Source organism: Bradyrhizobium canariense, assembly GCF_018130465.1.
GTDB classification, from domain to species: domain Bacteria; phylum Pseudomonadota; class Alphaproteobacteria; order Rhizobiales; family Xanthobacteraceae; genus Bradyrhizobium; species Bradyrhizobium canariense_C.
Genome location: NZ_JAFCKJ010000024.1, coordinates 1 through 13,123 on the forward strand (window position 1 = coordinate 1; position 13,123 = coordinate 13,123).

At 52.8% G+C, this 13,123-nt stretch carries 9 protein-coding genes; 3 read left to right on the forward strand and 6 right to left on the reverse strand.

The genetic code is table 11. The features are described from left to right. The first annotated feature begins 200 nt into the window (after nucleotides 1–200). Both JQ591_RS35080 and JQ591_RS35085 read left to right on the forward strand, forming a co-directional pair. Nucleotides 201–902, forward strand: a complete 702-nt coding sequence (locus tag JQ591_RS35080) for a hypothetical protein (RefSeq protein ID WP_211400522.1) — start codon at nucleotides 201–203, stop codon at nucleotides 900–902. Continuing rightward, on the forward strand, nucleotides 902–1,564 hold the full coding sequence (locus tag JQ591_RS35085) for an AAA family ATPase (RefSeq protein ID WP_211400523.1): 663 nt from the start codon (nucleotides 902–904) through the stop codon (nucleotides 1,562–1,564). The genes JQ591_RS35080 and JQ591_RS35085 overlap by 1 nt, the downstream gene beginning before the upstream one ends. 653 nt (nucleotides 1,565–2,217) lie before the next feature. Here JQ591_RS35085 and JQ591_RS35090 read toward each other — a convergent pair. Further along, a complete protein-coding gene (locus JQ591_RS35090) occupies nucleotides 2,218–2,772 on the reverse strand; it encodes a hypothetical protein (RefSeq protein WP_211400524.1) in 555 nt (184 codons plus the stop codon). Nucleotides 2,773–2,835: 63 nt separating this feature from the next. Then, nucleotides 2,836–4,005 carry a PD-(D/E)XK nuclease family protein gene (locus JQ591_RS35095; protein WP_211400525.1) on the reverse strand — a complete coding sequence of 390 codons (1,170 nt, stop codon included), beginning with the start codon at nucleotides 4,003–4,005 and terminating at the stop codon, nucleotides 2,836–2,838. A 205-nt stretch (nucleotides 4,006–4,210) separates the two neighbouring features. Here JQ591_RS35095 and JQ591_RS35100 point away from each other — a divergent pair, with 205 nt between their 5' ends. Further along, entirely contained in the window at nucleotides 4,211–4,648 is a 438-nt protein-coding gene (locus tag JQ591_RS35100; RefSeq protein ID WP_249138001.1) for a DUF6641 family protein, read from the forward strand. 40 nt (nucleotides 4,649–4,688) lie between these two features. Here the strand turns inward: JQ591_RS35100 and JQ591_RS35105 are convergent, their stop codons facing one another. The 4 genes from JQ591_RS35105 to JQ591_RS35120 all read right to left on the reverse strand — a co-directional run bounded on the left by JQ591_RS35105 (nucleotide 4,689) and on the right by JQ591_RS35120 (nucleotide 12,730). Beyond that, nucleotides 4,689–8,561 (reverse strand): hypothetical protein, encoded by a 3,873-nt coding sequence (locus JQ591_RS35105; RefSeq protein WP_211400526.1) that lies wholly within the window; start codon nucleotides 8,559–8,561, stop codon nucleotides 4,689–4,691. Between the two features lie 191 nt (nucleotides 8,562–8,752). Further along, complete coding sequence (locus tag JQ591_RS35110; protein ID WP_211400527.1) at nucleotides 8,753–9,181, reverse strand: hypothetical protein; 429 nt, start codon at nucleotides 9,179–9,181, stop codon at nucleotides 8,753–8,755. A gap of 136 nt (nucleotides 9,182–9,317) precedes the next feature. Next, nucleotides 9,318–10,631, reverse strand: a complete 1,314-nt coding sequence (locus JQ591_RS35115; RefSeq protein ID WP_211400528.1) for an McrC family protein — start codon at nucleotides 10,629–10,631, stop codon at nucleotides 9,318–9,320. Further along, complete coding sequence (locus JQ591_RS35120) at nucleotides 10,628–12,730, reverse strand: AAA family ATPase (RefSeq protein WP_249138002.1); 2,103 nt, start codon at nucleotides 12,728–12,730, stop codon at nucleotides 10,628–10,630. Before JQ591_RS35120 ends, JQ591_RS35115 begins: the two co-directional genes overlap by 4 nt. Nucleotides 12,731–13,123 lie beyond the last annotated feature (393 nt).

Sequence of the window (13,123 nt, forward strand, 5' to 3'; positions counted from 1 at the left end):
AGTGACCATCGTTCCAATTTGAACACCATCACCACATGGCCACCGTGGCTTATTTCGGAAAATAATAATCTGTAAATGCTTGATCAGCATTTGAGGGCCTCCATATCCCTTGAGCTTGAGGGCGGAAGCTCGGGAGCACTCAAACGGTTGACACGGCCAAGGACCCCCTTGGCCGTTTTTTTTTACTCTAGGAAAGAGCCATGAACGATCTTGTACCATTCGAAAGAACCGCATCTTCCCGTGACAATGTCAGACTTGATGGTGACTGGCGGCCCGGTGACACGGCCGAGCTGTCGTTACATGATCTGTTGAATGAGCAGGGTGAACCTAAGTTAGACCCCAACGAAGTTCTTGAGCATTGTGTGGAGGGCTATAGGAAGTTTCGGGCAACCTCTTCGATCGACGCTGTCATTCAATGTACGTTTCTCGTTAAGGCCGTGAGGCAGGGCGAGGCACAGATGAAGGCATTCTGTGAACAGGTCGGGCTCGATCCGAAGTCCGCAACGTTCCGGAAGAAGCGCCGGATCGGCGAAGGCGCACGGCGGTTGCTGACGTGCGGCGACGCCCTCCCTTCGGCATGGACTACTTTGTATGAACTCGCAAAACTAGATCCTGCCGTGCTTTATGATCTTGTCTCTAGAGGCGTTTTGAAGCCTGAAATGACTGCCAAAGAGCTGCGACAGGCGAGGTCTCCTGATAAAGAAGGCACACAAAGCGAACCATCCACGAGCCAACCGGCCCTTGAAGGGGAGTCTTGCCGCCTTGTTGTGGATGCGACGGGTCTAACGAATGACAAGCAGCTAGACTTATTTCAAGAGCTGCAAAAAGTAGCAGCAGGCTTCGGTCTGGTCGTAACAGGTCTGCCGGAGTTCTTGGCTCAGAAACTGCTGGAGGTGGCATAATGGTCGATCGCCCAGTATCGCTCTCCGAGCGCCTGCGTCCTAAAGACCTGCAAGACCTAGCTCTCGGCGAAAAGACCATCGCTCGACTTCAAACGATGCTCGACGTTAAGGAGCCCGTCAATATGCTCTTCTATGGCCCGCCAGGAACAGGAAAAACTTCAACTGCCAAGATGTTCGTGGAAGCCCGTGGCCAACTCGGCTGTTTGGAGTTGGATGGCTCCTTGCAGACCGGAGTCAGCGAGGTGCGGACTCTAGTAGATAGATTTGCCAGTTGCTATCCGTTGGACCCCGGAATGAAGCTTTGCTTTATCGACGAGGCGGATTACCTGTCGCAAAACGCTCAAGCGTCTCTGCGTGGGATTATTGAACGGTATGACGCAACTTGCCGCTTTATCTTTGCAGTCAATGACCTCTCGAAGATGCACGAGGCTATACGTTCTAGAACCGTTTGTATCGATTTCGCAGTGGCAGTCGTTTCGCCCAACGTTAGGGAACGAGTACAGAAACGGATGGAAGATAGATTGACTAAGCTTGGCGTGCAATTCGATGCAAAGCGCCTCGACCTGATCTTCTCCGTCTATTTTCCAGATCTCAGACGAGTGGTAAAGCAACTTGAGTTCGAGTTTGGATCTTTGGGCACGTCCGTTCCAAATGGAACGTGACCCGGGTCGATCCGAAGCCCCTTGTAGTCGTGGCTTCCGACCACGGCTACTTCCGCAGCAGGCTTTGGCGTTTAGTTTTCGTTGATTGCACCAGACCTTCAGTCCCTAGGCGCAGCGTCTGGGGTGCTGAAACCACGTTCGAGGACGATACACGAGCTTACTCAAGCAGAACGAGATTGAGCGACGGTCGTGCTTCGCACCTTCCGAAAGGGGCTGCTTCCTAGCGGCGAATATTCCGAGATGAGGAATTCTGCGCTGCGACTGCAGGTCGGCGGTCGGACGGAACTGCTATCGCTGCCTAGCGCCCGCTACATATGCGTCCATACTCACAGAGCCCGGCCAAGGCACTCAAGAAAATGCAGGAGCCGACGCTTTATGGGAGGACAGGGATGCGTAGTGTCTACGTTAAGTTCGCTTGTTCGGTTGCTATTACACCTTCGACTTTGCTCTGGTTGCGATCGGTGCGAAGGCCCGCCTAGTTTCGGTAATTGTGTCTGATGTCTTGTATTTCATTTGTAATCTCCACTAGCGGCGGGATGCCGTTACGAGACTATTTATCTGCACATTTAAGCCGCCTACTTAGGCGCCGTACCTCGATGTCTTGCTCGTGGCCCAGAAGGCAACGCAGGACTGGCTAAGGTCCCCCCATTAGACTACGAAGGGCGTCTGTACCCCTCGACGGCCGTTCTGCCAGTACTCCAATCGAAGAGAATGAAAAGGTAGTAATCACCCGGAGTGCCTTGAGCGAAAGCATCTATCTGCCGCTTACAGTTTTCTAAATGCCTCGCCAAGAGTTCAGACGTAGCGAGTGCGGCCGCCCACACATGGATGTCGGCACGAGCCTGCACCAGTTTGTGAAAGTCGCCGTTCACTTGATCGCTCTGAGCGATCCTCCCGAGTGTCATCTCGCTCTCCAGCACCAAGACCTGGCGGCGATAGAATCCCTCCGATTGCACGTGCCAACCAAGATCGTAGAGCCATTCACCGCCATAGACCCCTTCGATGCCCGTTACCGTCACATCGAACTTATAGCCGGCAGCAAGGCCGTTGAAAAAACGTTTGATCTCCATAGTCGGGTGCGATTGCCCACGTACCACGGCAGACATTGTTTGCATCGTGCCACGAAAGAGATGAAGCAACAGATCGCCGTTGTAGCGAGATCTAGTCGCTGCCTCGACAGCCTGGATGAGTTCTTGCGTGTCAGTCACAGAGTACTCGCCGCTTCCTCTAATTATGCCTGACGCAAGCTGACAGACTAGTCGTTTGTACCGTCATTTCACCAATTGAGCGGCCTGCTTCTGCATGGTCGTTATCAGGGGCAATAGCTGGGGCACGGCTTCGTCGATCCAAGCGTTCATCTTCCCTGCGAAGGACTCCGGCTCAATCAAAATGGTATTGAGGGGCCTGAATGTGACAACTATCGAATTGTCGTCGAATGAGATGTACTTCCAATTGGGCCCAAGTACCTTGGAGTGCTCTTCAAGGAGCCTCATTTCCTTGTTCGTTTCCACGCCGAGACAAAGGAAAATCGAATCCTCATGCGGGAGATTTTGTTTTGAGAGCGCTCCATCAGGAGTTAGGCTACGATTCGGCTGTAAGGCAATGCCGTAAGCAAAGTAGATAGTTGTCAGCGGCGACGCCGAAAGATACTTCCAACCATGCATAAGATTCTGATCAGAGTCGAAAGCCAGCGGGAGGTCGTCAGGAATGCTCCCCTTGGGGAAAACGCCCTTTAACCCGGAAACATGCTCGAACACGTCTTCAAAGGCTTTCGAGATCCGAGATCCCGCTTTTACAAAGATAATGGCGGCAGCAAAGTCTTCCAAGCGTGGCGTTTCGGAGGTCATATCCTGCTCCAATAAAAATATGTGGAGTTCCTCGGCGAGAGTGCGGATGTCCCACCGAAGCCTCTCATCGCCGCTGAGGGATTTCAGCTCGGCCGCAACTTCGGACCATCGGAGTAGCTTTGGAGTCGCTCCATAAGCGGTCGAGCTAGGTTCGGTGAATTCTTTTGGTGGGGGCGTTAAGTGAGTCAGCAGACAAATTACCGCAACGTTTCCAAGGCTCTCGTCTGATTGCCGCTTCAGCCACTGGCCGTAATGTTGGAGTTGATCCGAACCGTCCGGGCGCTTGCCCACGGGTGATCTGATCTTACTTTCCACGACGATGACAGCTTGTTTGTCGCACACAATCAGGATGTCTAATCGGCCCTCAGAAATTGAGACTTGCGTTCTCATCCGAAGCTCAGTGCTCGTCGAGGCTACGGAATGCCAGTTTGCTTTCACCTGGGCGGGTATGAGTAGGCGGTCAATGAAGCTGAGCTGTTCAAGCTTCGGAAGCCTGTTGAAGAGGTCGGCGAGCGATTCCGATAAAAAATCTTCGAGGGGGGTTCGTCCGTTCGTCTCTCGATACTTAAAGAGGCGGCCATAGTGCGAGCTCATGAACTAGCAGGCCCTTCATCGTCCCAAATTATCCAACGATAATAGCTGCACCGCCCGACTGCGCAACTAAAAGTTGCTACGTTTCGGCTCCTCAAAGCGGTCGCAGAGGGGAAGGCGGGTGGGGAGCAAACTCCTTTCTGGCTCGACCCTCTGAGCGAAGGCTTTATGCCGGGTTGGCGCAAAGTCCATCCAACCCAAGGAGCCTATGATGTCGAACTCTATTCTAAAGTCCCTTACTTTCGTCCCGCAGCCCAAGATCAGCTCTGACCCATTGATCATCAAACGGGAACGCATGGTGTCCCGCTTGGAAGATCAAAAGAAGCTGCTCGCCGATCCGGCCTACCAGCGGCGCATCAAGCGCTGGGAGAAGAAGGAGGACGGCGAGAAGGTTCTCGTCGAGCGACCGCTTCGCACAGGCAAGTGGTGGCAGCAAGACCCCAGCGGTGCGTGCGTAATGACTGTGAAAGTCGGATCGAAGCGCATCGAATTTGAGAAGGGTAAGGCGGCCATTGCGGTGGGTTCACTGGAAAAGCTACCGAGTGTGATCGATTCGCTGATCAAGGCCGTTCGTGCCGGCGAGCTCGATGCCCAATTGAGCGAAGGCAAGGGACCGAGATCGTTGCCCGCTCGGAAGACCGCTTGACTGCTACGGAAGCGTCAATGACTGATGGCGCTTCCGTAAGCTACTCTTCCATGTCATCCCGACGTTCCGCAGCTATCCGTTTCTCAAGCAAGCGATGGGATTCTCTTGCCCAGAGCGCAAGCTTTGGAATTGGATGGCCAAACCAGGACTGCAATGGTGAGAGATAGACCTCTAAAAGAGGAACCATTGAGCCGGACCAGGAAGTGGGGTAGAGGCGCCGGCTAAGGGCATCGCGAAATTCGGGAATATCACCAAATTTGCTGGCCAGCGACTCTAACGCAGGATGCCATCCGTTCCCTTTGATCATTGGATAGAAGTCACAGAGGAATGCTGCCCTATTTGATGGATCTATCTTCGCCCACGATTCCAATTCGCCCTGGGGAACTGCGAATAGAATGCCTTCTTCGTTGTGTCCCTCGCCGTCAAATTTGTAGTTCGGAGGGCCCACGATACGTTCGAGCCAGTACCGTTCCGTAGCAGTGGCGATCTCGTAAAACCGCGAGATTGATGCCCACATTGCCGATGCGTCGACCGCCAGTAGCTTCTTGACTGTTTTCCTGATCGGTCCGTCCAATGCAAAAATCACGTCGGAGTCGCCCGACTGGCAAATACGTGAAAGTTGGTCCCCCATCGCCGAAATAAAGTGTGAGCCTGCTCTCCCCGAACGAATGAGCAGGTCCGCATTTTGCTCAAAAAGATAGGCATCTCGATTGTTGCTGCCGACTTTGCCGAGCAGCTTCGGCGAAGTCAGCAAAGTCCCTATCATTTCAGCCAGAGAAGCGTCTAGTTCAGCACGGCTGTGCTGATACATCGAAATGATTTCAAGAGAAGCCCAAATTCCCTCAGCGCCACGATTGGTGGCAAGTTCGCCAAGTAGTGGCAAGATTACGGGCGGAGGCAGATGGTCTACTCCCCTACCATAAGACAGGTAGGCACAATCCCGGGCCGAGATTTCGTTACGACGGAGGCTCGCAATAACATTGTCTAATCGTTCAGGCGTCACGCCAACCGCAGTGTATACGTTTATCGCCTGCTTGCTCAGTTCGGCCGAACCAAGTGCAATTGCTACACACTGATCTCCCAGCTCTACGCTCCTAGCGTCAACCCCATTCAAGAAGCCTCGAATAAATTGCGCCCCATGGCGTTCCTCAGATCTCTCGTAAATTGCAACGGCCTCTTTGAAGTTCATTATGGGATCGTCAACACATTGAGCTAACTCCCGAGCGAATGGAAAGCCGTTGTGCAACTCTTCAGTCGTCATCAACTGGATGGCTCGGCGAACGGCTTCTGGGTTCTTAGCGATCTCACGAGCTATGGCTTCCGCCCTGCGAGTCGAGTACTCGAAATCTTTCGTACTGCTGTCATTGTAGTCGTAGGTTAGATCCGGATCACGAATGTCCGCGGACCAGAATTTTGTATAGAGCAGTGCCAGGTCTACCAAATCAGTTGGAAGCAGTAGGTTGTATAGCTCTCTCACTTTTCTAGCTAACTCTTCTGGAGCACCTCGCCTGTCATAGTAGAGCCAATCACCGAGCGACTCTAATGCTTCCAACCACAGGCCTTTCTCGCTCGCCACCGTCTTCACGGCGGCTTCAATATCGGTGAATAAATTTTCGCCCATCAGCTCTCGGAGGTGACTCGCAAGTATGCGTTCGCATCTCGTTGAGAGCTCCGTTCGAGACCGGAGAGCTAAAAGACGCCTCATGCCGCTTCTATGAAAGTCGAATACCTCACCCCAAATCTTGGCACGCCAGTCGCTCAACGGCGGGCGAGTGCCGATTTGTTGAGCGGACCCTGATCGGGTAAAATGACTTTGTGTAAGCGTCTTCTCCAGTGCACCGATGCACAGGTCGACCATTTGTTCATCGACGCTCTCTAAGCCTTCGTCCAACACTGCAAAGCGTTCTGCTGGCTCTGCTTCCGTACCGCTCAGATGGAGCTGAAAAAGCTGTATGAACAGCCCGGAGGCGTTATTTGAGAAGCGTTCCGTCTCGGCGGCGCCCAGGCGCATCAATAGCCGAGCGGCGATCGCGAACGATTGATGACGAAAGACGAGTTTTTCCAAAGCCCAGACGATATGTCTCCTTCCTTCCCGTAACTTCTTAAGATCGTCAGGGGACAAATCGCCGAGCACGTGTTTCAGTGCATCTGTCGCAGCGTCAGGATCAACATGGACCAAAGCGTCAAAGCATTTCGATCCATGCTCTGTGTTCAGCGCTTCAAAGGAGGCAAACATTCCCCCAGGACCGAGCAATCGCCGTGCGACTTCCTTTGCAGTTTTGCTCGTATCAAAGTACCGCCACTGTGCGAAGAATGATGTCAGTGCGGAAGGGGACGCAATTGATATAAAAGATAAAAGTGTTTTCACACGAAGAACTTCCAATCGGCGGGCACCTAGATAGGCCGCTATCGGAATTGGTTGGGCAGAAAAGAAACGTCCGCGCCGGTCTACAATGTCGTGCGAAGCTGCCGTGGCGAGATGCTCATGCATCTCGTCCCCAGATAACGAACAAAGAGCGTTCGCGATCCAATCAAACTCCTCCGCGAAATCATCATCGCTTCCAAGTCGCTCAAAGAGCGCTAGGCATTCTATTGCCTTGACTTGATTTCGATCTCGTATTCCCGCTCCGGAAAGCACCCGGTTCACCACATCTTCGATTGATCGCAAGACAGGCGTGTTTTGTGCGTAATTATGCGTCGCCAGCACAGCTATTTTAGGGAATCCGCCGCAAAGATTGCCTATATAGGATACTTCTACTGCGCTGGCCCGGGGAAGACGCTGCTTTATGATGCCTTCCACCAGGTTCGAGTCGCTTGGCTTTACGGAAATGTTCAAGCAGTATTCATGCTGCAGGGGGCGATCATCTATATCGATGGTCAGAAGCCGCAGAACGCTACCGGCGTTCGACACGATTGCGCTAAGCTGCAGAGCGGCTTCTCGGCTGCATTCGTCCACAACGAGAAGGGTTGGGCTTCCCTGTTCGGCCATCCGTTGAACGATTGGCAGCAATCGTTGACCCAACGTGCGATAGTCGCAAAACAGTGCAGACAAAGATCGTGTCCGCTTCACGATGGTGGATATGTCTCGGAATAATTCAAACACGAACCGTGTCTTGCCGAGTCCCGATGGACCTATAAGCCGGACAGAACGCTGCGGCTCGGATAGATGATCGTAGATACGCTCTTTAGCCTGATCCGACGTTAGCGTATTGCCGTCGATATCTTTGGTTGTCCTACTGTCGGCATCCTGTGCAGACCCAAGTGAGTATCGTGGAACGGTATCTGGAACATACTGTATGGAGCCAACCTCAGCCTGCCTTCCGAAGCCGTCGACTGTTTGGAAGCCACCAAGAGATAGCCCTGATCGATGCTCATTTAGCCAGACCGCGACAGAGGGATGTCGGGACGACCATTCAGCGATCTTGTTCGCGTCATAGATGTCCAATACCGACAAACGATCAGGATCCGCACCGGCCTCTAAAATGCCAGCTCGAATTGCCTCGATTCTTTCGTCGAGCTTCTCGCCCACTAAAGCAGCTGATGTAAATCCTAGATACGATCCCCGCTTACGAATCGTCTTCGTTAGGGCGGCATTGAGCTTCCGAGCTACTCCCTTCTTCTGTGTGGCCTTTGTCCAGGTTTCCTTCTTCCAACCTGCCACGCCCGGGTCGGTGGCCTTCGATTGGAATACAGCAAATCTACTTGGGATATAGTCCGTTCTAGGCAGCCCTTCGCTCCAGCTGATGCGACCGTCTTCGCCGCCGTCAGCGACCGTGATCTGCATAGGCACAGTAATTCCACGCAAAGCGATACCTGCATTCTGCGCTTCCGCGTGCAGAAGTCTTCCGAGCAATTGGACAAGCTCGTTCTGGTCAAGACCTTCAATTTGAGATGGCAGAACGTCGAATATCATCGGGATTGCAATTTTGTTTTAATTCCTAAAAGTGACGAAGCCTTACCGGCAGGTTGCATAATTCCGTGTTAGTCAAGGTGCCGCTATTCAAGTCGAACGGAAGTACCCACAGGTCGAGCTTTTCTGCCAACGTGAACTTTTGGAGCGCTGATTTGAACGCTTGCCGCTGTGGGTAGGAGCTGCGATGACACTCAACCCTTGTGAAGAGCAACGACCAGCGATACGACAGCAACTAGAAGTGAAATGCCGGAAGTCAAAGCCGCAACCCTGAGTGCCGCTGCATGTTGCGTCTGTTGGCTGGCTTTCTCCGAAACTAAACGCAGAAGTGAGAACATATCTGGAGGATCAAGCGGAGGACGCTCCTGGTCGGAGTCGGCTACTGCGAAGCGGGCATGCCGTAAATGTAAGGAGTAAAGCGGCTCGCCATGATCCTTAGACACTCCCCGCGACTCTCTAAACAGCCCTTTGAACGCTTTAAGAACACTACGTACGGAATCGACGTCCTCAATTGAAAGGTCCTTCGCAATGCCCTTAGGCTGGCGTGCAGGCCACTTGTTGACAGCGAGGTGGGTGATGACGGCCACTAACACTTCGTAGTTTTTTGCATAATTCGGCTGCATGTTTCTGAGCTCTTGCAGGGTTGCTTATCAGAGTGATGCTTGGCCCGGAATGTCGATCCAAGCGTCGACGTTCTCGCATTGACGTTACAATCTAGCACTGTATCGCACGATCATATCAACTGAAGGAAACGCCGGGCTATTCTGTTCTGAATTCCTGGAGGCGGGGAGTAGGAGTATCTACGGGGAGACCACACAATTCCGCATTCATCAACGCACCGGTATTCAAATCGAATGGAAGCACCCAAAGGTCGAGCTGGTCCGGGAATGTGAACTTTTGGAGCGCTGCTCTGAACGCTTGTCGCTGTGGATAGACTAGCGCAAGGGTACCTTGGGGGGAGTTTCGCAAATAAGTTCTGCCATAGGCAAGTAGCTGATAGAAATCAGCCTGTTTGAGGTTGTAGTTGTCTTGCGAGTTGGCGGTATCAACTAGCTTCCACTTTGCATCGAGCACCCATCTGGCTGTCCCGCAGTCAATGACGATGTCGGGTTGAAGACAAAACAGGCGGCGATCGTCGTGTTCGCAAAGGAAATGTTGCTTGGGTTGCGTGCGCAGTCTCGCATCGGGCCGCAGCGCTCGCCCCAGGCATCTTGCTACGTACCTCTCAAAGAGCTTTTCCATGGGGAAGAGAAGGCTAACACCTTCCCACGTTCCAACCACCGATGTTGGCATCTCATTACCGAGAACTAGCTCGCACCAGGGCTTAATCTCTTTGTAATGCGCCATCAATCTGTCGTCTTGCCACCTCTCGAAATCATCAGCGACGTCCCGGCTCGCTTGAACATCGGACAGGCACTCCCTTAGCTCGTGGGAGAGCCTCCAATTTGAAGGGGACTGAGTTGCCCGACACACTTGCTCCACTGCAAGCTTCAGCAATCGGTTCTCTGAGCGATTGGCTGAGAACACGTCGTGTCGGATATGGAAAAAGTGTTGCCTGTCCAGTCGCTGCCTCATCTGTTTAGCACGGCTCAATTGACCACGGAGGAAACGCTGCTCCTCTTCCACCAACTGATACTCGCACCTAATTCCCCGCTTAACTAGGCCGTCTAGCGAGATCAGGAATTGCCGCATGACCCACTCATTGAGAGGAGCATGGAATTTCTGCAAACTCGACACCCCAACCTCCCTTATAGGCAGATCGAGCGTCGTACTGAGCATTTTAACCAGGAGAGATCTCGTTGCGTCGAGGCTTTCACCCTCCTCAAGATGCTTCGGAAGGATCTCAATACGAGTCCCACAGGGCGTCTCAATCACACCTACGTAGTTGTCGAGACGTAGCCACTTCCGATCCTCCAACTCAATTAGCGAGGCGCCCGATTTGCTGAGCTTAGAACTCAACTCGCAAAGCCAATCGAACGCAGACTGAGAGACTTGTTGCCGATCGAGCGACCGCTCAGCCAACGTGCTGGATGTTAGCCGGCCATACTCACGAACCGTGATGAGGGTGGTCACCGATTGGTTTTCCCAAGCGCCTCAATGACCTTCTTTCCCAAGTGCCGAGTATTCATGGTCGCACCCGTCGTCCATGTCATGGGGATTCCCAATTTTCTCGCAATTTCAAGCAGGGGCTTCTTCGCAACTTCCTCCTTTTGGCCGTTGTTCCACACTTCGATCGTGCCGCTGGACAGCTGCCTTATCGTATAAGGACCGTGAGTGGCCTCCCGTTCTGTCACTAACGCCACGGGTTTTAGCTGATGATCGACTATGCCAAGGTAGGCTTCGATCCGACCAAAGGCGAGGTCGTTGATCATCCAGCGAATCGATCGCTCGGCGACAGACACGTCGTCCCCAAAGAGCGCTGAGATATTAACGTCTGGCTTGTGTAGGAACCGATACTCTGGCGCCTTCCGGGCATCATTTAGGACCATCTGAATGCGCTCCCAGTCCTCAAAGAAATATTCCTGCAGCAAGGGGATGATCTGTTGGCGGAATATAGAACTGAGCAACTCGAGGCTCGTGTCCTCAAGCAAGGGAAGGAAGTATGCATGACCAAGGCGATGATCTCGGTCCAACAGCACCTCAATCCGCTCGTTCATGACCGACAGCATTTGTCCTATATTGAGCCCTTGCAGCTCAATTGCGCCTAGTAGCTCTGGCCGTGGGAGCATCTCTCTGAAATGGAAACGTCTCCGCAGAGCAATGTCTAGGCTGGTCAGTGACCGATCAGTAGTGTTCATTGTGCCGATGATATGAACGTTAGCGGGCACGCTAAATCGCGACTTTGAGTACGGCAGAACTATTTCCAGAGCTTCTTCTGCATCCTTTCGCTTCGACGGCTCGATTAGTGTGATGAGCTCTCCGAATATCTTTGAAACGTTTCCTCGGTTGATCTCATCAATGATCAGGACCTTTGGCCGACTACTATCGGGGGAGGCGCTGGAGATTGATGGCAGACTCGGAGAAGCAAGATAGCGCTCGACTAGAGTCGAAAGGATGTTCTCGTAGCCGTTGACAAGATACGGCTCCAAAAGAGAGCCAGGCATCTTTTCAAACACTTCCTTTTGCCGAATGTTCGTAACAGTCAGTTTCCCGGCTCGTACACAATCAGCCAGGTCTCTAATCAAGCTCATCCCTATTGGAAGACGTTTCTTGTTCGGCTTGATCAGCTCGACAACATCGTTGGACGCATAAACGACTTCGTACCCACTGCCGAAGGTGTCGCCAACTCGGAAAACAGGAGTTGTAATCGCACCTTTGTAAACCAGGCTGCTCTCGGTGCTCAGGAGGCCGGAGAGCTTTCCTCTATCGATAGAATGCGGCTTCAGCTCATACAGCGTCATTTGACTAAACTGGTTCCGCATGAGCTGATCATACGGCAGCGACGGCGAGTAAACTCGCAACCACTTTACATCTCGGCATTGACCGTATTTGTCGTCGCCGTCTCCTTGGGGCTCACGTTCGATTTGGCGGTATTCGCCGGTTATCTCCGCTATGGCTCTGAATTTTGTGTTTCCGTCCGAGACGACCACGAGGTCGCCCTTCTTCATCTTGAGCAAAAAGTTGGTCACGGCCGTAATGGCGTAAGACTCCTCCTCGTCCGAGCTTCCTGCCTTCCGTGATCGTTCGAAAACTTCTTCTCGGCTTTTGCATCCGCTGAAGTCTATGTCGCCACCATACCCAAGAAGAACGTAGTTGTTTTCCATGCACTCGTCGTAAATATAAGCATCGCTTCCCAGAGTGTTGCCCAGTGACATTTTCCAGATGCGCCGGCCTTCGATGGATACAGGTGCGGCTGCTTGCCGAGTGACCTTGGCAGCAGCGGTTTCGCAAAGGATCTTGAATATCCCGTCTTCGACCGCATACCTCAGTTGCCCGTCAGCATCATGATCGGCCCTAAGGCCCTCCACGAAATCTTCGTAGCTAAAGCTTTGATGGAAGGTAACGAAGCGAACCTCTCCGTCTGATGACAATTCATCAAATCGCTTCTTCAAGGCCGTCCGACTTGAGTGATTTGCTTCCAGGTATGCGGGATCCAAGATGTCGAGCGCTAGCTCAATGACGGCAAACGTCTTGCCTGTTCCTGGCGGACCATAGAGAATTTGATTTAGCATTTGCTCGAACCACAATCTGCAGGGGTAATGAAGCCTCTAGGATCGCTTGATTCGCACGCAAGGTTCAATCGGCTCGAGTACTATCCTCGTAATGCAACTAAAGTATCGGGAGCTGGATAGCGGCAGTCAGACAAGGACCTGAGCGCACTTAGAAGCTGCGATAACACTATCCTGGTCTCCAGGCCGGCAGCTAGGTCAGCCCGCTCAGGAGCGACAGACCCTGGGAAAAATACGGGCCCCACGCCGCACTGCACCATGCTCTGTTGCTAATGGAGCGAACGATCCGACCCTCCTCTGGGCCGAAACTCGCTGCGCTCTTGGCCACTACGGTGATGGTGTTCTAATTAGAACGACGATCATCAAGGCTGAAGTCCCAAGGCCCGATCTGCGGTA

Excerpts from the sequence above, each read along its gene's own strand:
- JQ591_RS35085 (WP_211400523.1), top strand. The coding sequence starts at position 902 with ATGGTCGATCGCCCAGTATCGCTCTCCGAGCGCCTGCGTCCTAAAGAC.
- JQ591_RS35095 (WP_211400525.1), bottom strand. The coding sequence starts at position 4,005 with ATGAGCTCGCACTATGGCCGCCTCTTTAAGTATCGAGAGACGAACGGA.
- JQ591_RS35110 (WP_211400527.1), bottom strand. The coding sequence starts at position 9,181 with ATGCAGCCGAATTATGCAAAAAACTACGAAGTGTTAGTGGCCGTCATC.
- JQ591_RS35080 (WP_211400522.1), top strand. The coding sequence starts at position 201 with ATGAACGATCTTGTACCATTCGAAAGAACCGCATCTTCCCGTGACAAT.
- JQ591_RS35120 (WP_249138002.1), bottom strand. The coding sequence starts at position 12,730 with ATGCTAAATCAAATTCTCTATGGTCCGCCAGGAACAGGCAAGACGTTT.
- JQ591_RS35100 (WP_249138001.1), top strand. The coding sequence starts at position 4,211 with ATGATGTCGAACTCTATTCTAAAGTCCCTTACTTTCGTCCCGCAGCCC.
- JQ591_RS35105 (WP_211400526.1), bottom strand. The coding sequence starts at position 8,561 with ATGATATTCGACGTTCTGCCATCTCAAATTGAAGGTCTTGACCAGAAC.